We start from the raw sequence: 19,239 nt of genomic DNA on the forward strand, positions 1-19,239 counted from the left end.
TCCACTCCAGGTCGCCGCCCAGGTAAGCCATGGCGCCGCCCGGCGCCAGCCGCGCCATAGGGAAGGCAAGGGTGCAATGCTAACGTCGCCCGAAAGCGGAGGAATCCCATAGCCTACGGCGACGACACCCTGGTGATCACACCGCAGGCGGGCGGGTTCGGGGCCGTGGTCACCGGCCTCGACCTGTCGCGCCCGCTGCCGCCCGCCACCCTGGCGCAGGTGCGGGCCGCCTGGGCCGAGCATGCGGTGCTGTCGTTCCCCGGCCAGCCGCTGTCGCTGGAGCAACTGGAGGCGTTGACCCTGCAGTTCGGGCCATTCGGCGAGGACCCGTTCATCAGGCCGATGCCCGGCCACCCCAACGTGCTGGAGCTGCGCCGCGAGCCGGACGAGACGGCGAAGAACTTCGGCGCCGGCTGGCACTCCGACTGGAGCTTCCAGGCACGGCCGCCGGCCGGCACGATCCTGCACGGCCAGGAGGTCCCGCTGGTGGGGGGCGACACCTTGTTCGCCGATTGCCGGCGGGCGTGGGACAGCCTGTCGCCGGCCATGCAGGCGATGCTGGCGCCGCTGCGCGCGGTGCATTCGGCCCGCCAGGCCTACGGAACGCAGGGGGTGTTCGCCCGCGAGACCGAGGCGCGCGCGATGCAGATCGTCACCGGCGAGGCGGCCGAGGCCACCCAGGTCCACCCGCTGGTGGTGGTGCATCCGGTCAGCGGCCGCCGCGCCCTGTTCGTCAACCCGGTCTACACCGTCGGCATCGAGGGCATGACCCGCGAGGAAGGCCTGGCCATCCTGCGCTTCCTGTTCGAGCGCATCGTCGAGGCGCGGTTCGTGTTCCGCCACCGCTGGGCGGCGGACACCCTGCTGCTGTGGGACAACCGCAGCACCCTGCACTTCGCCGAGGGCGGCTACGACGGCCACCGGCGGGTGATGCACCGCACCACCCTGGCGGGGGATGCGCCGTTGGGGATCGGGGCGGCGGCCTGAGGGCGACGCGCGCCGGTCAGCGGCCCCCGGTGATCGTGTTCCAGGCCGCCAGCGAGTCCATGTAGTCACGCCAGCGGACGATGCGGCGCCCCGAGACGGTCAGGATCGAGGCGAAGCGGTTGTCGTAGCGCGCCCCGGTGGCGGCGACCGTTCCGTGCACCTCGTACTCCAGCACCACGACGCCGCCCTCCGCCCTGTGGACCACCAGATGGTCGGCCGCTGAGAGCGTCATGTTGGCGGCATAGCCGGCGAACTGCGCCATCAACGCCTCGCGCCCGCGAACCAGGCGCGGCCAGCCGGGGAAGTCGTAGAGCACCTCGTAGGCGATGTCGTCGGCCACCGCGTCGAAGAAATGTGCGCCGTGCACCAGGTCCCCCAGCGCGCCGCGCACCAGGTCGAAATAGGGCTGGGCCGCGGCGTAGGCGGCATAGGCGGGGGGCGAGGCGGACAAGGCGGTCTCCGGCTGGACGATCGGCTTACTAGCACCGGCGGCGCGCACGCGTGACAGCATGGGCGACCCGAACGAAGCGCCGCACGGAAGCGCCGCGGGTCAGCAGCCGCGCCCTGGCGATCCCGAACGGCGCCGGCCGGGCGCCGCGGCCAGGGCGTGAAGGCAGTCTTCCGGCGACATCAGGAAGAACCGCTTGTAGCTGCACAGCACGTTCCCGGCGCCGCAGGGGCTCAGCGTATCCAATGGGCTGGGCAGGTCCTGAACGGCGATTGAGCGCGTGCGAGGCGCGGTTCCGCGATCCTGGCCCGCCCATTCAGAACAAAACCGGAACACAACCGCGTGAACGGCACTGCGGCAGCGGGGGCGGCGCGTTGACAGCCTGGCGGCCTTCGCCGGATGATTGAGATGCGAATGCAATCCTGAGTGAGGGGGATCCATGGGGTTTCGAGTCGCCTGGGCCGCTATGGTCGTGGGCTTGGCGCTGTCGGTTGGCGCCGTGGCGCCCAGCGCATCCGCGGCGAACTACGTCGTGGCCACGGGCGCCGTGCCCGGCCCGGGCGCCGACTATTGGGACGCCGACAGCCTGACGCGCCAGGGCGCCGTCGCGCAGATATCCACCCTCAGCCTGATGTATGGCCCGGCGTTCGGCGGGGAGACCTACGGCTGGCTGGAACACTGGAGCGTGAACTGCGACTGGGGCTGGATGGCCAGGGTGGGCGACGCCGAAAAGGTCGCCCCCGACGGCAGCACCCAGCCGGTTGCCGAGGACTCCACCGGGCAGCGCGCGTTTCCCTGGTCCGAGCATGTGACCTGGATCGCCGCCCAGGCCTGCGCCGCGCCGTCACCGCACGGCGGCGGGCAGCACACCATCGCCGCCGCGATCCGGACCATGGAGGCGCAGATGCGCCGCCGTGGAGGCGATCTGCCGCCGATCAGCCTTCCCACGCCGCCGCCGGTCGGGCTGCCCGCCTGGGACGCCTCGCCGCGCCTGAGCGTCGTCGCCCGGAACGACGGCGCCATACAGTATCTCGACTGGAGCCAAAGCCGGCGCGAGGGCGCGAGCGTCAGCGCCTGGACCATCACCCTGCTGCCGCGTTCGGCCAGCTCGGGGCTGTCGCCGACCGTGCGGCTCAGCCACAACACCTACGACTGCAGCGCACGCACGGTGCGGGTCGAGGCGTTCGCCGACTATTCCGCCCAGGCAGAGCACGGGGTGAGCGGCGGCCCCGCGCCGGCCCGCCCGGCCTCGGCCAACCCGCTGACCGCCCTCGCCCTGGCGGCCGCCTGCGGCGCCGAGCCTCCGACCGACACCTACGGGGACCTGACGGCCCTGGTGCAGGCGACCTATCCACCGCGGTAGCGCGCCGCCCTGGGTGACGACGGGAGGAGGGCGGAGCGAGGCGATGAGGCCGCTGGCTACCGCCCGGTGGATTTGCGCTATAGCTCGGGCCGCAAAAGCAGACACAGGAAACGACCCATGGCCTCGAAGATGGTTGCCGATCCGCGTATCGATCCCCGCATCAAGGCGATCTTCGGCGCCATGCCGGAGATGACCACCCCGGGCGACGTGGCCAGCCGGGCGGCGATGCTGGCCGAGGAGGCGACGCCGGAGGCCACCGCCCGCGCGGCGATGAGCAAGATGATGCTGGACGCGGTGGACACCGAGGCCGTCGCCCCGTCGGCCGGCCTGGCGATCCGCACCGAGCGCTTCACCTCGCAGCCGGACGGCAACGAGGTTCTGATCCAGTACATCCGGCCGGACACCGGCGAGACCCTGCCGTGCGTCTATTACATCCACGGCGGCGGCATGGCGACGATGTCGGCCTTCGACGGCATGTACCGGGCCTGGGGCAAGATCATCGCCGCCCAGGGCGTGGCGGTGGCCATGGTCGACTTCCGCAACTGCCTGCGCGCCTCCTCGGCGCCGCAGGTCGAGCCGTTCCCGGCCGGGCTGAACGACTGCGTGTCCGGCCTGAAGTGGGTGAAGGCCAACGCCGCGGCGCTGAACATCGACCCGAACCGCATCGTCGTGGCCGGCGAGAGCGGCGGCGGCAACCTGACCCTGGCGACCGGGCTGAAGCTGAAGCGCGACGGCGATCTGGGCCTGATCAAGGGCCTCTACGCCCTATGCCCCTACATCGCCGGCCAGTGGCCGCAGGCGCGCTATCCGTCGTCGAGCGAGAACAACGGCCTGCTGCTGGACCTGCACAACAATCGCGGGGCCATGGGCTATGGCATCGAGGCCTTCGAGGCCAAGAACCCGCTGGCCTGGCCGGCCTTCGCGCGCGAGGACGACGTGCGCGGCTTTCCGCCGACGGTGATCAGCGTCAACGAGTGCGACCCGCTGCGCGACGAGGGGCTGGAGTTCTACCGCCTGCTGCTGCGCGCCGGCGTGCCCGCCCGCGGCCGCCAGGTGATGGGCACCATCCACGGCACCGAGATCTTCGCCTCCTGCTGCCCCGACATCAGCCGCGACACCGCGCGCGACCTGGCGGCGTTCTGCCGGGGGTAGGAGGGGGCTGCCCGGCGCAGTGACGGGGAACGGCGTTGCATCCGGCGGTTCAGCCGCTAGCTTCGCCCCACGCGGGGAGGCCGATCATGGATGCGCAACTGGCGGCGCTGTGCGCCCTGACCTTCGTCATCCACCTGATCGGGACCCTGGCCTATGCCGTGCGCATCGCCGGGGTGCGCACGCGGCGGATCGCGGTGTCGTTCGCCCTGTTCAACGTGCTGGCGCTGGTCTCGCGCACCTCGAACTCGTTCCAGGGGCCGTTCCTGGCCAAGCGCATCGAGCTGGCGCTGCACGGCGGCGGGGCGGCGCACCTGCTGGCCGACTTCCGCTGGCTGCTGGCCTCGGCGACGGCGGCGACGGTGGTCGGGGCGCTGGCGGTGCCGACCTTCCAGCGGCTGTTCAGCCGCGCGGTGCTGCACTTCCAGGCGCACCGCTCGATCCCGAAGCTGCTGCTGCACGGGTTGGGACGGGAGGGCCGCGCCTACGCCCGCGGCGCGGTGACCCTGCCCGCCGCCACGCACCTGAAGGATTTGAAGCGCGAGCGGGCCCTGTCGGCGCCGGTGATCGGGCTGAACGTGGGCGTCCAGGCGCTGGCCACCGTCGCCGTGTTCGCCAGCCTCTACGCCGGCGCCCTGGAGCCGGCCTATCGCGTCACCGCCGCCAGCCTCGCCTCGGTGATCAGCGGCGTCGCCACCCCCTGCTGTTCGTGTTCATCGACCCGCACCTGTCGGTGATGACCGACGACGTGGTCGAAGGCCGCATCAGCGAGGCGGCCTTCCGCCGCACGGTGGTGTGGCTGTCCGGCACGCGGGTGGCCGGAACCCTGGCCGCCCAGGCGGCGCTGGTCCCCGCAGCGATGCTGATCGCGCTGATCGCGGGACGGATCTAGCCCAGAGCCGGCGCGAGCCGCCCGGCCCGCATGCCCCCCAGGCGTTCGCGCAGCCGCAGGAACGGCCGCTCCACGCTCCAGTAGAGAGCCGCGCCCACGACAAGGGCGGCAGCGAGCGCCAACGGCAAGGCGAGCGGCGCCAGCCACGGCCAACGCTCTGCAGCCAAGGTCACCGCGTGGAAAACCAGCTTGTGGCTGAGATATAGGCTGTAAGCCCCCGCCGCGAGCGCGCGCACCGGCCCCCCGCCCAGCCGGGTCGCGAGGCCGCCAGGCTTGCTGGCCCCGATCACCAGCACCCCCATGCCGAGCGCGATCAGCGGGTAGCCCGCCGTTGCGGCCGCCAAGCCGCCGATCTGGTCCTCGAACAGCAGGGCGGCGGCGACGATGACCGCGGCGGCGGCAAGCAGCAGCCGATCGCCTTGGCAGACGAGGCGTCGCCAGAGGACGGGGCGGAAGGTCTGCACGGCGGCGGCGGCTACGCCCGCCAGCAGGTCGTCCAGCCGCGTCCAGGTCGGGTAGTAGATCCAGGTCATGTAGCGCAGGCCGTGCGGCGTGGCGTCCGGCCGGAACGGCGGATCGACGACCAGGTGCAGCCACGACCAAGCCCTGAGCCCCATGCCGAGCCCCCCCAAGGCGACCAGCAGCACGGTCACCCTACGGCCGCTCGCCCAGGGCGCCAGGAAGGCCACCGCTAGAGGCAGGACGAGATAGAACTGCTCCTCCACGCATAGCGACCAGGCGTGGGAAAAGGCGCCCGGGGTCAGGCCGAGGTTCTGGGTGAAGGTCAGGAACCGCCACAAAGCCGGCATCCCGTCCCGCTCGCGCAACGCGGGTACAAGTTCGTAGAACGCCAGCACCGCCAGGTAGGCCGGCAGGGTGCGCATGAGGCGGCGCACGACGAACCGGGCGTAGGCCGGCCGCTCGCCTCGCGTCCACGGCCGCAGCAACTGTCCGGCGATCAGGAAGCCGCTGAGAGCGAAGAACAGGTCGACGCCCATCCAGCCGAACTTGACGACGCCAATCCCAGCAGGAGCCAGGCCAAACATCGAGGCGTGGTACAGCATGACCCAGCCGATCGCCGCGGCGCGCAGCAGGTCCAGCCCCGGCGCCCGGCCCTCTGCAACCATGCCTGCGCTCGTCGTCGCCACCTGAATCGGCCTCCGCCCGCAGCGACTGACGCACAGGATGCGCGCCTTTGGGAACGAAAAAGTCGTCGCCGCAGGACAGTCTAGCTCGACGACGATGCCGCCCACCGCCGCCGCGCCCGCGACAGAGCGCTGAGGCTGGAATTGCCGACCAGGCCGGCGATCTCGGTCCAGAGGCGGCCGGCAGCGGCGTAGGCCGCGGCCAGTTCCGCGCGGGCGTCGTCGAGCAGCCGCTCGAAGCTGGTCCCGGCTTCGGCCAGTCGTCGGCAAAGGGTGCGGCGCGAGACGCCCATCAGGGCGGCGACGCGCTCGACCGACGCCGTCCCCGAAGGCAGCAGCACCATGGCCAGGTCGCGCGCCACCGCCGCCGGGCCGGCGCCCGCGGCGCCCGCCTCCAGCTCGACATAGCGCTGCAGCCGCCGGCCGGCTTCGGGATCGGCGCCCGGCACGGCGCGGGCCTGATTGTGCGCCCAGATGTAGCCGACGAATACGGCCAGGGCCTCGCGCAGGGTCGGCTGCTCGCGCGCCACGAGGCCCACCGCGCCCAGGTTCGACAGCTCTACGTCAACCGCGGCTTCACCTCGCACATCAACGAACTGACCCGGTTCGAGAGCGCTGCTGGAGATGCTGTACCGTCACGTCGAGACCCAGCCCGCCCTGGCCTGCCGCGTGCGCTGGACGCCCAACACCCTGGTGTTCTGGGACAACCGCTGCACCCAGCACCAGGCGATCTGGGACTACTACCCGCTCGACCGCGCCGGCCACCGCTTGTCGATCATCGGGGAACGGCCGACGGGCTAGCTCCGCAGCCAGCGCGGCCCCTCACCTTCCCACGCCCTGGCGGGCGCGGGCCCCTTCCTCTCCCTCAAGGGAGAGGAATTGAAGTCCCGGATTTCACTGGGAAATTTCCACTCCCTGCAGGGAGAGGCAGGGGCCGGCCGCGGAGCGGTTGGGAAGGTGAGGGCCACGCCGCCGCCTACGGCGTCCAGTCCGGCGGCGCCAAATCGAAGCCGGCGAAGTGGAACGCCGGGGCCACCACGCAGGCGACCAGCACCCAGCGGTCCAGCGCCTGGGCCGCCTGCCACAGGCCGGCCTCCACCACCGCCTGCAGCGCCTCGCCCGCAGCGAAATCGGGGCCGAGGCGGGTCTGGGCGATCGCGCCGTCCTCGCCCGCGAGGCTGAGGATCAGCGCCCCGCCGGCGTGGTGCAGCCACAGCTCCGACGCATCCACCCGGTGCCAGTGCGAGCGCTGGCCCGGCTCCAGCAGGAACAGGATCGAGCTGGCGGCGGCCCGCTCGCCCTGCGCCGCCGGCGCCCGCCAGGTCTCGCGGTACCAGCCGCCCTCGGGATGCGGCGAGAGGTCCAGGGCCGCGATGACGGCCTGGGCGTCCTGGTCATGCACCCTCGTGACCCCTCACCCGTAACCCCTCACCTTCCCACGCTCGCCGCTGCGCGCCGACCGCGGGCCCCTCCCTCTCCCTGTGGGAGAGGTGAACTTGATCCGGGTGATCGGCAAGATAAGGCTCCGAAAACGCCGATCACCCCCTCTCCCATCGGGAGAGGGAGGGGCCCGATCGCGCAGCGATGGGGAGGGTGAGGGGTTCCGTCGTACGACAATGGCCCCGCTACGCCTCCGCCACCGCCCTCGCCTTCGCCGGGATCGGCCGCCGGAACCCCCTCTTCGCGGCGCGGGCGTGGCCCTTCTTCACCTCCTTGGCCAGGTCGGCGACGTAGTGGTTGAAGTCGACCTGGATGGTGTGGCGGGCCGAGGCGTAGTAGCCGCCGAGGTAGAAGGCCTCGTCCCGGGCCGTCACCTGGTCCATCTCTGCGGCCGGCGGCGGGGCGTACTGGCCCAGCAGGTAGGCGGCGGCGAGCTTGGATTGCTGCTCGGCGAAGTTGACCAGCGTCGGCAGCGGCTGGGCGAGGCCGAGGAAGAACAGGTTGTCGACCCCGGTCTTGATCATCCGCTTGAACAGCGGGAAGCGGTGCTCGGCGTCCGGCTTCAGGGCCGGATCGGCGAAGAACGGGAAGCTGATCTTGTAGCCGGTGGCGAAGATGATCGCGTCGACCTGCTCGACGCTGTCGTCGGCGAAGCGGACGGCCTTGCCTTCCAGCGCCTTGATCGCCGGCTTGAACTTGATGTCGCCGCAGCCGGCGCGGGTCAGGAATTCGCCGGACACCGAAGGGTGCGCCTCCAGCGGCTCGTGGTCGGGCTTGGGCAGGCCGTAGTCCTCCATCCGACCCAGGGTCTTCTTGATCACGTTGCGCGCCATGCGCTGGCCCAGCGCGCGGGGCATCCAGTGCGGCATCGAGGCTTTGTCGGCCGGCTTGCCGTTCATGTACTTGGGCAGCACCCAGACCCCGCGCCGGGCCGAGACCCACAGGTTTTTCGCGATCGGCCGCTGGGCCAGCTCCGAGGCGATGTCCATCGCCGAGTTGCCCATGCCGACCACGACGACGTTCTTGCCGCGCATGTCCACCGGGTCGAACGGGGTGCGATAGGCGTGCGAGTGGAAGGCCGGGCCGTCGAACTCGCCCGGATAGTCGGGGATCCGCGCGTCCCAGTGGTGGCCGTTGGCGACGAACAGCACGTCGTAGGTGCGCGTCTCGCCGGTGGACAGGCCCACTCGCCACAACCCGTCCGGGCCACGCTCGGCGGTCTCGACCTTGGTGTTGAAGGTGATCAGCGGATAGAGGCCGAAGTGGCGCGCGTAGTCGCGCAGGTACTGCAGCAGCTGGGCGTGGTGCGGGAAGTCCGGCCAGTCGGCCGGGACCGGGAAGTCCTCGTAGGCCAGCCGCCACTTCGAGGTGTCGATGTGCAGGCTCTCGTAGCAGGCCGACATGCCGTTGGGGTTCTTGAAGTACCAGTTGCCGCCCACGTCGTCGGAAGCGTCGAACAGGTCGAACGGAATGCCGTGGTCCTTCAGCCGCTTGGCCATGGAGATGCCGGACGGTCCGGCGCCGATGATGCAGCAGAAAGGCAGGGTCTGGTCGGTCATTCAGGGCCTCGGGGATCGCACGGTCCGTCTCCTCCCCCATTGGGGGAGGGGGACCACGAAGTGGTGGAGGGGGCTCCAGCCGGGCGCTGAAGCGGCTGTTCTCCGCTGGAGCCCCCATCCCCGGCTTTGCCGGGACTTCCCCCATGAGGGGAAGAGAACGGCGAGTTCAGTTCGCCGGCGGGATCGGGTTCAGCGCGCTGGAGATGTTGGGGCTGGAACAGCCGGCGACGCACTGGCCCCAGGTGGCGGCGCAGTCGTCGGAGCCCGAATTGGCGTCGCACATGTAGCGCTGCTGGGCGCAGGCCGTTCGGCACTGGGTGGCGTCGGCGTCGGCCTGGATCCACAGGCCCGGGGGCGGAGCGGTCGGGCTTGCCGGCGCCGCGGCGGCCTTGGCCGGGGCCAGGCTCTGGACGCTCCGCAGCTTGGGCTGGGTGACGACCACCGTCTTGGCCCCCGCGGGCGCGGCGAGCACGGCCGACAGGCCGGCCAGGACGGCGAGGCTGAAAACAAGACGGCGACGCATGGCGCAAGCTAGGCCTGCTTCGGCTTAAGGCCGGATTAACCATGATCGCCGCCCGCATGCTCAGACGGTGCGCCTGGCGCGGTCCTGGGCGTTGGCGCCCTGGATCGAGGCGCGGGCGGCCTCCCATTCGGCGTCGCCCCAGGCGCGCAGGGACGAGAACCCGCCGCCGCCGGCGTTCCAGCCGCCGCCGTCGATGGCGATCGTCTGGCCGTTCACGTACTCCGACAGCGGGTGCAGCAGATAGACCGCCAGATTGGCCAGCTCGCGCATCTCTCCCATCCGTCCCAGCGGGCTGCCGGTGACCTCGCGGTTGGAGCCGTCCGCAGGCTGGCCGGGGCTGAGCCGCGCCCAGGCGCCCTCTGTGGGGAAGGGTCCGGGCGCGATGGCGTTGAAGCGCACGCCGCGGTTGCCCCACTCCGCGGCCAGCGACTGGGTCATCACATTGAGGCCGGCCTTGGACATCGCCGAGGGCACGGTGAACGGGCCGCCCGACCACACCCAGGTAGTCAGGATCGACACCACCGCCCCCTTGCGCCCTTGCTTCAGCCAGCGCTTGCCGGCCTCCAGGGTGACGAAGAACGAGCCGCGGAAGACGATGTTGGCGATGGCGTCGAAGCCGCGGGTCGACAGGTCTTCCGTCCGGCTGATGAAGTTGCCGGCGGCGTTGTTGATCAGGCCGGTGAGCGGCCCGTCGGCCCAGATGGTGTCCATCATCTCGGCGATCGCCTCGGGCACGCGGATGTCGCAGGCGATCGGCGTCACCTTGCCCGCGCCGGCGCTGGCCGGGTGGGCGTCCATCAGCGCCTTGGCCGTCTCCTCCAGCACCCCGCCGCGCCGGCCGCAGATATAGACGTCGGCCCCCAGCATCATCAGCCCCTCGGCCATCTCCCGGCCGAGCCCGGTGCCGCCGCCGGTCACCAGGATCCGCTGGCCCTGCATCAGGCCGGGCCGGTACATCAGGTCGTCGAGCGTCATGGCGTCCCTCCCTATTGTTGCGAGCAAGTGCGCGCCGGTTACGCCGGGGACGTCAAGCGGCGGGCGCCTTTCCCTCCCCCCGTCACCCTGGCCGGAGCGAAGCGGAGTCACCTAGCCGCGGGAGGCTGGCCGCCGCCTGCGCCGCGCCGGCTGGGTGTCGACTAGGGTGGCGGGACGGCTGGCCCCGGGTCTGCGCTGCGCTCCGCCCGGGGTGACGAGAGGGGTATGGTGGTGTGCGGGCGCGGCGGAGGGCGCGCGTCGCGCGCCGCTAGCGGTCCAGCCGCAGATAGACGCTGTCGCACCCTTCGCCGCCGACGCACCAGCTGCGGGCGGCCCCCATGGCGGCTCAGTCCCGGGCGGTGGCCGGCGCGCGCAGGCCCTGCAGGAAGATGTCGATCAGGCGCAGGGCGCTGGCCTTCCAGCCTGGGCCCTCCGAGCCGTAGGTGAAGCCGATCAGCGCCCGGATCAGGTCGTCGGGGGTGATGTCACCGCGGATCGCGCCGGCGGTGCGGGCGCGCTCCAGCAGGCCGGTGACGGCGACGGTGATCACCGGGCCTGCGGCGGCGTAGACCTCCGGCTTGGCGCCCACGACAGGGGCCAGGGCCTGGGCCATCAGCTTCTTGGTGGCGATGTAGTCGACGAACACGTTCAGCCAGCCCTGCAGCGCCTCGAACGGCGGCGCCTCGGCGGCCAGGCGCGCGGCGGCGTCGGCCAGCTGCTGCACCTCGCGGCGGTAGACGGCCTCGACCACCGCGTCGCGATTGGGAAAGTGACGGTAGAGGGTGCCAATACCGACCCCGGCGCGGCGCGCGACCTCTTCCAGGGCGACGTCGGTGCTGACCTCGGCGAACGCGGCCTTCGCGGCGGCCAGCAGGCGCTCGCGGTTGCGCTGGCTGTCGGCGCGCGGCCTGCGGCCCCCGGTCCCGGCTGGGGGCGTCCCGGTGGGGGACGTCTCGGAAGGGTTTGGCGCCTGGGCCATGGCAAATTGGAGGATCGTCACTTGCTAAACGGAGGATGCCTCCGTATATGAAACGGAGACGCCCTCCGGTTTAGTCCCCCTGCGCTTTTGTGACAAGGCGGGCGTCATCCGATCCACGTGACCCCGTCCCGCCGCATCGCGCGCGGGGCCACCTGACGTCCCTGTGGCGTCTTCAAGGGAGACCGACATGAGCAAGACCTTCGGCGCGACCTCCACCACCGACGAGGTGCTGGACGGCGTGGACCTCAGCGGCCGGCGCGTGCTGGTGACCGGCGTCTCGGCCGGCCTGGGCGTCGAGACGGCCCGCGCCCTGGCCGCCCACGGGGCGCAGGTGGTGGGCGCCGCCCGCGACCTGGACAAGGCGCAGGCCGCCACCGCAGAGGTGCGGACCCAGGCGAAGAACGGCGGGTCGCTTGAGCTGGTCCAGCTGGACCTGGCGTCGCTGGCCAGCGTGCGCGCCTGCGCCGACAGGCTGAACGCCGACGGGCGCCCGTTCGACGTGGTGATCTGCAACGCCGGGGTGATGGCCACGCCCAAGGGGACCACTGCCGACGGCTTCGAGACCCAGTTCGGCACCAACCACCTGGGCCACTTCGTGCTGGTGAACCGCATCGCCGGGCTGATCAAGGACGGCGGGCGGCTGGTGAACCTGTCGTCGGCCGGGCACCGGTTCAGCGATGTCGACCTGGACGATCCGAACTTCGAGCACACCGAGTACACCCCGTTCGGCGCCTACGGCCGCTCGAAGACCGCCAATGTGCTGTTCGCCGTCGAGTTCGACCGGCGGCACAAGGCCCGGGGCGTGCGCGCCACCGCGGTGCATCCGGGCGGCATCATGACCGAACTCGGCCGGCACATGACCGACGAGATGCGCGAGGCGATGCTGGCGCAGGTCAATGCCGCCAACGCCGCCGCGGGCGCGCCGGCGTTCAGCTGGAAGACCATCCCGCAGGGGGCGGCGACCTCGTGCTGGGCCGGCTTCGTCGGCGCGGCGGACGCGGTGGGCGGCCACTACTGCGAGGACTGCCACGTGGCCAAGCCGGAGCCCCGCCAGGAGATCCGCGACGGCGTGAAGCCCTACGCCCTGGACCCCGACCGCGCCAAGGCGCTGTGGGCCAAGAGCGAGGCGATGGTCGGCGAGACGTTCTGAGGGGAGGCCTGAACCCCTCACCTTCCCAATCGCTGACCGCGATTGGGCCCCTCCCTCTCCCTATGGGAGAGGTGAAGGGAGATTGCTATCTTGCAAAAAACACCTCTCCCATAGGGAGAGGGAGGGGCCCATGGCGCAGCCATGGGAGGGTGAGGGGTTCCACCCCCGACGACACTCTACCGCCCGGCCCGCGCGTTCATCTCCGCCACCAGGTCGAGCAGCAGGCGGGTGCGGATCAGCGAGATCAGCTCATTGATCTGTTCGATGCCGGCCTGACCGAGGCGGGCGGCGTCCTGCAGGGTGCCGGCGCCGGAGAGACGGCCGTAGAAGCGGTCGATCTCGCGCCGGGCCATGGGGGCCAGGGTCTCGACGTAGATTCGCGCGTCGTCGGCGTAGAAGCCGTTCTCGGGGCCGTAGCCCGACGCCTTCACCTTGCCCCAGGCCTTGGCGATGGCCAGGTCCAGCGGCGACAGGCCGCCCGCGCCGCGCTCAACCACCACGCCGTCGCGGATCAGGATCTGCAGCTCGTCCGGCTCCAGGCCGGCGGCGGCGGCGGCCTCGTCCGGGGCAATGGTCTCGCCGGCGTCCTCGACCCCCAGGCTGGTGGCCAGCAGCACCTCCAGCCCCGGCAGGGCGGCGATCTCGCCGGCGGTGGGGCGATCGAGCACGGTCTTGATGAAGCTGAGCGGCAGGTAGCGTTCCTGCTGCAGGCGCTTGATCACCTCCAGCCGGCGTACGTGCTCGTCGGTGTAGTCGGCGACGTTGCGCTTGGGCCGCACCGGCTCGGGCAGCAGGCCGAAGCGGATGTAATAGCGGATCGTCTCGCGCCCGACCCCGGTGCGCCGCTCCAGGTCGCGCATCTTCATATGAATTCTCCTCCCCCATTGGGGGAGGGGGACCCCCGGAGGGGGTGGAGGGGGCTCCAGCCGGACATGAACCGTCGGCTCTCCGCTGGAGCCCCCTTCCCCGGCTTTGCCGGGACTTCCCCCAACGGGGGAAGAGAATGCTTAAGCCGTCTCCAGCGCCTTGGCGCGGCCGGCGACGCTTTCGACATAGGCCCGACGGGCGTCGAACTCGCGGGCGATGGTCTCGTCCGAATCCTGCAGGGCCTGAACATCGGTCTGGGCATAGCCGATGATGCCCATCTTCTCATAGCCGCTGGTGATCGTCGTGCCCCACAGGCCGATGTCCTTCACGATCGGCACGATGCGGGTGAACAGCGACGAGCGGAACATCTCCATGAAGCCACTGTCGTACATGTGCTCGGCGCACTTGGCCGGATCGAGGCCCAGGGTCTTCCACACCTCCACCGCGTCGAAGCGGTCGCGCATCAGGTAGCAGGCCTCCAGCAGGAACTCCTCGCGCTCGTCCCGCTCCTTCTGGGTCAGCTGCGGGTAGTAGTCGCGCAGCGCCAGGCGGCCGAAGGCGACGTGCCGGCTCTCGTCCTGCATGACGTAGGCGTTGACGGCGGCGGCCAGCGGGTTCTGGGCGTTGTCGCGGATCTGCTGGAAGGCGGCCAGGGCCAGGCCCTCGATCACCACCTGCATGCCCAGGTAGGTCATGTCCCAGCGGCTGTCGCGCAGCACCTGGTCAATCAGCTCCTGCAGCGGCGGCGTCATCGGATAGGCGACGCCGAACTTTTCCAGGAGGCGCTTGTAGCTCTCGACGTGGCGCGCCTCGTCGATCACCTGGGTCGAGGCGTAGAACTTGGAATCCAGGTCCGGCACCTGGGTGACGATCTTGGCGGTGCAGATCAGCGCGCCCTGTTCGCCCTGCATGAACTGGCTGATCTGCCAGCCCTGGAAGTGGCGGCGGACCTTGGCCTTTTCCTTCGCCGACATGGATTCGTACTGCGCCATGCCGCTGATCGGCAGCATCGCCTCGGGCAGCTGTTCGGGGTTCTCCTCATCCAGCTCCTGGGTCCAGTCGATCCGCGTCTCGGCGTTCCACTGCATCTCCACCCCCTTGCGGTAGAGACCGATCATGGTCGCGCGGCCGTCGTCGTAGTCCCAGTTGAAGTCGACGTCGAAGTCCTGCGGCACCTTCCAGTTCGAGCCTTCCGGCGCGGGGAAAGGATACCGGTCACTGAGCTTGCCCATGGCGTTCCCTTGCGTTTCCCAAAATCCGCCCCGTCGTGAATGCGGAGCGTTGGTACGCATAATGCGCCGATGCGGCCGAATGTCGACTCCGGAATCCGCCCTCCCCCGAAGCGGGGAGGGACAGATCGCGCAGCGATCAGGGTGGGGGAGTCCGCGGCGCTCGCGAACCCCGATGAGTACGTTGTTGCGGTGGGCGTTCCCCACCCTGCCCGCTTCGCGGGCTGTCCCTCCCCATGAAGGGGAGGGCGAAGCAAGGGCCCCTATTTCACCCGCTCGATCAACGCCATGGCGCCCGCCGGGGCCCTGACCTTGCCCTCGTGGATGATGAAGGCAAAGACGTCGCGCGGGGTTTCGGCGGGCTTGTGCGCGGGATCGACCACTGGCAGGTCGGCGGGGGCCCCGCCGGCGGCCCAGGTCTTCAGCACCTTGGCCCAGGCGTCGAGCGCCGGGGGCTCGTAGGCGGTCTCGCACGCGTCGCTGCCGGTCTGCAGGCGGGCGTAGGCGAAGTCCGCCGTCAGGTCGGCGATCTCCGGATAGGTGTTGTGCTTGGCATAGACCACGGCCACGCCGTGCTCGCGCAGCAGGGCCGGGAAGGCGGGGGTGCAGAAGCTGTCGTGGCGCACCTCGACGGCGTGGCGCAGCGGCCGCCCGCCCAGGCTCCGCGGCAGCAGCTTCAGGAAACCCTCAAAGTCAGCCGGATCGAACTTCTTACTGTTGGCGAACTGCCAGAAGATCGGCCCCAGCCGGTCGCCCAGGTGCTCGATGCCCTGGCCGAAGAACTTCTCCAGCGACTCCCCCGCCCCGGCCAGCTCGCGCCGGTTGGTGGTGAAGCGCGAGCCCTTGATGGTGAAGACGAAGCCGTCCGGCGTCTCGTCGCGCCACTTCTTCCAGCTGTCGGGCTTGAAGCTGGAATAGTAGGTGCCGTTGATCTCGATCGCCGTCAGCTGGCGCGAGGCGTAGTTCAGCTCGTCCTTCTGCTTCAGCGTCGGCGGGTAGAACACCCCGCGCCAGGGCTCGAAGGTCCAGCCGCCGATGCCGATCCGGATGTCGCCCGCCATGAGATCCTCTTCGCTATGTGCGCTCGGCCGCTATTTCCGTTCCGCGGAGGTGGCGTCGCGCAGGGCCTTGAATTCCGACCCCGGCTTCCAGTCGGGCCAGCGGTCCGACGTCGCGAGGTCGCGTCCCAGGTCGTATAGCAGGGTGATGTCCTGAACCTGTCCGGAGAGATCCCAGTCGGCGCTCCATTCGTCGGCCGGCTGGTGATAGCGGTGGGCGGTGTACTCCGTAGCCCAGGCGCGGCCGGCGGTGACGCCGCCGTTCACCAGATCCTCGCCGGAGTGGAAGCTGATCGCCGGTACGCCCACCTTGGCGAACGAGAAGTGGTCGGAACGGTAGAAGTGGCCGGCTTCCGGCGTCGGGTCGGGGACGAAGGCGCGCCCGTGCGCCTTGCCTACCGCGATCAGGTCGTCCAGCAGGCTCACCTTGCCGTCGCCGGACACCGAGAAGTCGCGCGCCGCCCCGTCGGTGGACAGCGCGTCCATGTTCAGGTCCGCCACCGTCTTCGCCGCCGGATACAGCGGGTGGGTGGCGTAGTAGGCCGAACCCAGCAGCCCCTTCTCCTCCGCCGTCACCAGCAGGAACAGCACCGAGCGGTCGGTGCGCGGGGCGGCGGCGTAGGCCCGGCCGAGCTCCAGCACCGCGGCGACGCCGGTGCCGTTGTCGACGGCGCCATTGTAGATGCGGTCACCCTTGGCGTCCGGCGTGCCGACGCCCAGGTGGTCCCAGTGGGCGGTGTAGATCACCGTCTCGTCCGGGCGCTTGGTCCCCGGCAGGATGCCCAGCACGTTATGGCTGACGATCTGGCTGGAATTGACCGCGTAGTCGGCCGAGAAGCGGGCGCCCTTCAGCTCGACGGGGTGGAAGTCCTCGCGCTGCGCGGCCTTCTTCAGGGCCTCGAAGTCGAGGCCGGACTTGGCGAACAGGTCCACCGCCAGGTCGCGCTGGATCCAGCCCTGCAGCAGCGGGTGCGCCTTGGAGGGATCGTCGCGGACGATGTCGAACTGGGCGTTGGCGTTGGAGTTCTTGACTGTGTTCCAGCCGTAGGCCGCCGGCTTGTCCTCGTGCACGATCAGCATGCCGACCGCCCCCTGGCGCGCGGCCTCCTCGTACTTGTAGGTCCAGCGGCCGTAGTAGGTCATCGACCTGCCGTCGAAGCGGCCGCCGAGATCGGCCTCGAAGTCCGGGTCGTTGATCAGCACCACGGCGATCTTGCCGTGCAGGTCGACGCCCTTGAAGTCGTCCCAGTTGCGCTCCGGCGCCTTGACCCCGTAGCCGACGAACACCAGCGGCGCGTCCTTGATCGCCACGTGCGCGGTGGGGACCAGGGTCTGGACGACGATCTCCTGGGTCTGGGTCAGGGTCCGGGTCTGGCCGCCCGCGGTGAGGCTGAGCGCGATCGGTCCGGTGACCTCGAAGCGGGCCAGGGGCACGTCCTGGGTCCAGCGGCGCCCGCCGGGGGCCTTGGGGTCGGGATCGCCGCCGGGCTGCAGCCCCTCGGCCTTCATCTGGCCCACCAGGTAGTCGACGGTCTTGACCTCGGCCGGGGTGGCCGGGCCGCGGCCCTCGTAGGCGTCGGAACTGATCACCCGCACGTGCTCAGACAGGCGCGCGGCGGAAATGTCGGGCTCGGCGGCCCAGGCCGGGACGGCGCAAACTGACGGGACAATCAAAAGCGCCGCCAGGCTGGCGGCGGCGAAAAGCTTGCTCATAGGCGAGACCCTGAACGCAACGGTTGACCGGCGGGCACCCTAACCAAGGAATATCCATGCGCAAGCTCGCCATTTCCGCCGGAATCGGCGAATAGGATGTGAGGCATGGTGACGAAACAACGCGGCGCCGGCGGTGCTGCAATCCTTGATCAATACGTCTAAGAGGGGAGTGCGTCGTTCAACGGGGAACAACCGGGGACGCAAGGGGATAGCCAGTTGAGGTTGCAGCGGGGGATGAGCCAGGCTCGCCAGCTCGCCGCGCCGGCGCGAGGGCGCGGGCGGGCGTTCGCGAGGCTATGCGCCGGCTCCGCGATCGCGCTCTCGGCCGCGGCGCTCTCGGCCTGTTCGACCGGCGGCGCGCGCACCGCCGACACCCGCCTGCCCCCGGCATTCGACGCCCCGCGCGGCCAGCAGCCGCTGAGCGTGGAAGCCCTCGACAAGTGGTGGCTGCTGTTCGGCGACCCGCAGCTGAACGCCCTGGAAGACGACGCCTTCCGCCTGAGCCCGGACGCCCGCACCGCGACCGCCAAGCTGCTCGAGGCCCGCTCCACCCGCAACAGCCTGGTGGCCCAGACGCTGCCGCAGACCGAGGCGCAGGGGAACGCCAATTCCAAGCAGGTCTATGACCTGGACGGCGGCTCCAACAACCTGATCCCGGTGGGCGGCAAGACCATCAGCGAGACGCTGAACTTCAACGTCTCGTGGGAGATCGACCTGTTCGGCCGCCTGCAGCTGGCGCGCAAGGTGGCCAATGCCGATCTGGCCGCCAGCCGGTTCAACGTCGAAGGCTCGCGCGCGGCGCTGGCCGCCAATGTGGCCGACACCTATTTCCAGACCCGGGGCCTGGCCATCCAGCTGGCCGACGCGCGCGAGACCGTGCGCATCCAGCAGCAGCTGCAGGACATCGCCACGCGCAAGGCGAAGATCGGCCTGGGCGCGGCCTCCGACGCCGACCGGGTGGCCGGCGACCTGGCGCAGGCGGTCTCCAACGCCCAGAGCCTGGAAGCCGAGCTGCACGCCAACCAGCGCACCCTGCTGGTGCTGGTGGGCCGTGGGATCGATCCGGTCAGCGCCGTGACCCCGACCACCGATCCGGGCGCCGTGCCGGCCACGCCGGACGCCATTCCCGGCGACCTGCTGCAGCGTCGCCCCGACATCCGCGAGGCCGAGGCGCGGGTGCGCTCGGCCGCCGGGCGGGACAAGATCGCCCACCGGGCGCTGTTCCCCACCTTCACCTTCCAGCCGACGGCCGGGCTGTCGCACATCGTCTCGCCGGGCGTGACCTTCATCCCGCCGGCGACGCTGAAGCCGCAGCAGCAGACCACCAACACCAGCTTCTGGGCCTATGGCGTGGGCGTCTCGCAGCCGGTGCTCGACGTGCCGCGGCTGCTGGCCGACATGAAGACCCAGGACGCCCGCACCCAACAGGCGGTGATCGCCTACGAGAAGGCGGTGCAGACCGCGTTCGGCGAGGCCGAGAGCGCCCTGGTGCGCCTGGGGGCCGACAATCGCCGCGTGGCGGTGCTGAAGGACGGCGAGACGCGCGCGCACCGGGCCTACGACGCCGCGCGCACCCGCTACGCCCAGGGGCTGGACGACCTGCAGACCGCGCTCAGCGCCGAGCAGTCCTGGCGCTCCACGCGCTCGGCCCTGACCGCCGAACAGGTGCAGGCGTTGCGACGCACTGTGCAGACCTATAAGGCCCTGGGCGGCGGATGGGCCTACGCCGCGCCAAGCGCCGGGGGGGCGCCTTGAACACCGC

The 19,239-nt window shown here is 70.7% G+C and carries 20 protein-coding genes; 8 read left to right on the forward strand and 12 right to left on the reverse strand.

Annotation, left to right across the window (positions count from 1 at the left end; translation table 11 throughout):
- Nucleotides 1–132 precede the first annotated feature (132 nt).
- Nucleotides 133–987, forward strand: coding sequence for a TauD/TfdA dioxygenase family protein (locus ACO2Q3_RS18585; RefSeq protein WP_423309276.1), 855 nt, complete (start codon nucleotides 133–135; stop codon nucleotides 985–987).
- A 16-nt stretch (nucleotides 988–1,003) separates the two neighbouring features.
- Here ACO2Q3_RS18585 and ACO2Q3_RS18590 read toward each other — a convergent pair whose 3' ends face one another.
- Nucleotides 1,004–1,498 (reverse strand): nuclear transport factor 2 family protein, encoded by a 495-nt coding sequence (locus ACO2Q3_RS18590; protein WP_423309278.1) that lies wholly within the window; start codon nucleotides 1,496–1,498, stop codon nucleotides 1,004–1,006.
- Nucleotides 1,499–1,874: 376 nt separating this feature from the next.
- Here ACO2Q3_RS18590 and ACO2Q3_RS18595 point away from each other — a divergent pair, with 376 nt between their 5' ends.
- The 4 genes from ACO2Q3_RS18595 to ACO2Q3_RS18610 all read left to right on the forward strand — a co-directional run bounded on the left by ACO2Q3_RS18595 (nucleotide 1,875) and on the right by ACO2Q3_RS18610 (nucleotide 4,839).
- Nucleotides 1,875–2,798, forward strand: coding sequence for a surface-adhesin E family protein (locus ACO2Q3_RS18595; RefSeq protein WP_423309280.1), 924 nt, complete (start codon nucleotides 1,875–1,877; stop codon nucleotides 2,796–2,798).
- A 117-nt stretch (nucleotides 2,799–2,915) separates the two neighbouring features.
- Nucleotides 2,916–3,950 (forward strand): alpha/beta hydrolase, encoded by a 1,035-nt coding sequence (locus ACO2Q3_RS18600; RefSeq protein WP_423309282.1) that lies wholly within the window; start codon nucleotides 2,916–2,918, stop codon nucleotides 3,948–3,950.
- 86 nt (nucleotides 3,951–4,036) lie between these two features.
- Nucleotides 4,037–4,684 (forward strand): lipid II flippase family protein, encoded by a 648-nt coding sequence (locus ACO2Q3_RS18605; protein ID WP_423309284.1) that lies wholly within the window; start codon nucleotides 4,037–4,039, stop codon nucleotides 4,682–4,684.
- Nucleotides 4,657–4,839, forward strand: a complete 183-nt coding sequence (locus ACO2Q3_RS18610; RefSeq protein WP_423309286.1) for a lipid II flippase family protein — start codon at nucleotides 4,657–4,659, stop codon at nucleotides 4,837–4,839. The genes ACO2Q3_RS18605 and ACO2Q3_RS18610 overlap by 28 nt, the downstream gene beginning before the upstream one ends.
- Here ACO2Q3_RS18610 and ACO2Q3_RS18615 read toward each other — a convergent pair.
- Both ACO2Q3_RS18615 and ACO2Q3_RS18620 read right to left on the reverse strand, forming a co-directional pair.
- Nucleotides 4,836–5,966 (reverse strand): acyltransferase family protein, encoded by a 1,131-nt coding sequence (locus tag ACO2Q3_RS18615; protein WP_423309288.1) that lies wholly within the window; start codon nucleotides 5,964–5,966, stop codon nucleotides 4,836–4,838. The two genes, ACO2Q3_RS18610 and ACO2Q3_RS18615, sit on opposite strands and share 4 nt — an antisense overlap.
- Before the next feature lie 101 nt (nucleotides 5,967–6,067).
- Nucleotides 6,068–6,571, reverse strand: a complete 504-nt coding sequence (locus ACO2Q3_RS18620; protein ID WP_423309290.1) for a helix-turn-helix domain-containing protein — start codon at nucleotides 6,569–6,571, stop codon at nucleotides 6,068–6,070.
- A 31-nt stretch (nucleotides 6,572–6,602) separates the two neighbouring features.
- On the opposite strand from ACO2Q3_RS18620, the gene ACO2Q3_RS18625 reads away from it, so the two are divergent.
- Complete coding sequence (locus ACO2Q3_RS18625) at nucleotides 6,603–6,785, forward strand: TauD/TfdA dioxygenase family protein (protein ID WP_423309721.1); 183 nt, start codon at nucleotides 6,603–6,605, stop codon at nucleotides 6,783–6,785.
- A gap of 175 nt (nucleotides 6,786–6,960) precedes the next feature.
- On the opposite strand, the gene ACO2Q3_RS18630 is transcribed toward ACO2Q3_RS18625, so the two are convergent.
- The 5 genes from ACO2Q3_RS18630 to ACO2Q3_RS18650 form a co-directional block, all read right to left on the reverse strand.
- Nucleotides 6,961–7,386: a cupin domain-containing protein gene (locus ACO2Q3_RS18630; protein ID WP_423309292.1), complete on the reverse strand. Its 426-nt coding sequence runs from the start codon at nucleotides 7,384–7,386 to the stop codon at nucleotides 6,961–6,963.
- A 223-nt stretch (nucleotides 7,387–7,609) separates the two neighbouring features.
- The gene (locus ACO2Q3_RS18635) at nucleotides 7,610–8,983 is read right to left on the reverse strand and encodes a flavin-containing monooxygenase (RefSeq protein WP_423309294.1); all 1,374 of its coding nucleotides are present in this window, start codon (nucleotides 8,981–8,983) and stop codon (nucleotides 7,610–7,612) included.
- A gap of 166 nt (nucleotides 8,984–9,149) precedes the next feature.
- Nucleotides 9,150–9,506: a hypothetical protein gene (locus tag ACO2Q3_RS18640; RefSeq protein ID WP_423309296.1), complete on the reverse strand. Its 357-nt coding sequence runs from the start codon at nucleotides 9,504–9,506 to the stop codon at nucleotides 9,150–9,152.
- Nucleotides 9,507–9,566: 60 nt separating this feature from the next.
- Nucleotides 9,567–10,481, reverse strand: a complete 915-nt coding sequence (locus ACO2Q3_RS18645; RefSeq protein ID WP_423309298.1) for an SDR family oxidoreductase — start codon at nucleotides 10,479–10,481, stop codon at nucleotides 9,567–9,569.
- Nucleotides 10,482–10,827: 346 nt separating this feature from the next.
- Nucleotides 10,828–11,460: a TetR/AcrR family transcriptional regulator gene (locus ACO2Q3_RS18650; protein ID WP_423309300.1), complete on the reverse strand. Its 633-nt coding sequence runs from the start codon at nucleotides 11,458–11,460 to the stop codon at nucleotides 10,828–10,830.
- A gap of 187 nt (nucleotides 11,461–11,647) precedes the next feature.
- On the opposite strand from ACO2Q3_RS18650, the gene ACO2Q3_RS18655 reads away from it, so the two are divergent.
- Nucleotides 11,648–12,610 carry an SDR family NAD(P)-dependent oxidoreductase gene (locus ACO2Q3_RS18655; RefSeq protein ID WP_423309302.1) on the forward strand — a complete coding sequence of 321 codons (963 nt, stop codon included), beginning with the start codon at nucleotides 11,648–11,650 and terminating at the stop codon, nucleotides 12,608–12,610.
- Nucleotides 12,611–12,786: 176 nt separating this feature from the next.
- Here ACO2Q3_RS18655 and ACO2Q3_RS18660 read toward each other — a convergent pair whose 3' ends face one another.
- The 4 genes from ACO2Q3_RS18660 to ACO2Q3_RS18675 all read right to left on the reverse strand — a co-directional run bounded on the left by ACO2Q3_RS18660 (nucleotide 12,787) and on the right by ACO2Q3_RS18675 (nucleotide 17,477).
- Nucleotides 12,787–13,476, reverse strand: coding sequence for a MerR family transcriptional regulator (locus ACO2Q3_RS18660; RefSeq protein WP_423309304.1), 690 nt, complete (start codon nucleotides 13,474–13,476; stop codon nucleotides 12,787–12,789).
- Between the two features lie 141 nt (nucleotides 13,477–13,617).
- Entirely contained in the window at nucleotides 13,618–14,709 is a 1,092-nt protein-coding gene (locus ACO2Q3_RS18665; protein WP_423309306.1) for a ferritin-like domain-containing protein, read from the reverse strand.
- Nucleotides 14,710–14,969: 260 nt separating this feature from the next.
- Nucleotides 14,970–15,767, reverse strand: coding sequence for a DUF72 domain-containing protein (locus ACO2Q3_RS18670; RefSeq protein WP_423309308.1), 798 nt, complete (start codon nucleotides 15,765–15,767; stop codon nucleotides 14,970–14,972).
- 30 nt (nucleotides 15,768–15,797) lie between these two features.
- A complete protein-coding gene (locus tag ACO2Q3_RS18675) occupies nucleotides 15,798–17,477 on the reverse strand; it encodes a M28 family metallopeptidase (protein ID WP_423309310.1) in 1,680 nt (559 codons plus the stop codon).
- Between the two features lie 234 nt (nucleotides 17,478–17,711).
- On the opposite strand from ACO2Q3_RS18675, the gene ACO2Q3_RS18680 reads away from it, so the two are divergent.
- Nucleotides 17,712–19,232, forward strand: a complete 1,521-nt coding sequence (locus tag ACO2Q3_RS18680) for an efflux transporter outer membrane subunit (protein ID WP_423309312.1) — start codon at nucleotides 17,712–17,714, stop codon at nucleotides 19,230–19,232.
- Nucleotides 19,233–19,239: the final 7 nt, after the last annotated feature.

Origin of the sequence: Caulobacter sp. KR2-114, from assembly GCF_049446115.1 — a bacterium.
Lineage (GTDB): Bacteria > Pseudomonadota > Alphaproteobacteria > Caulobacterales > Caulobacteraceae > Acaudatibacter.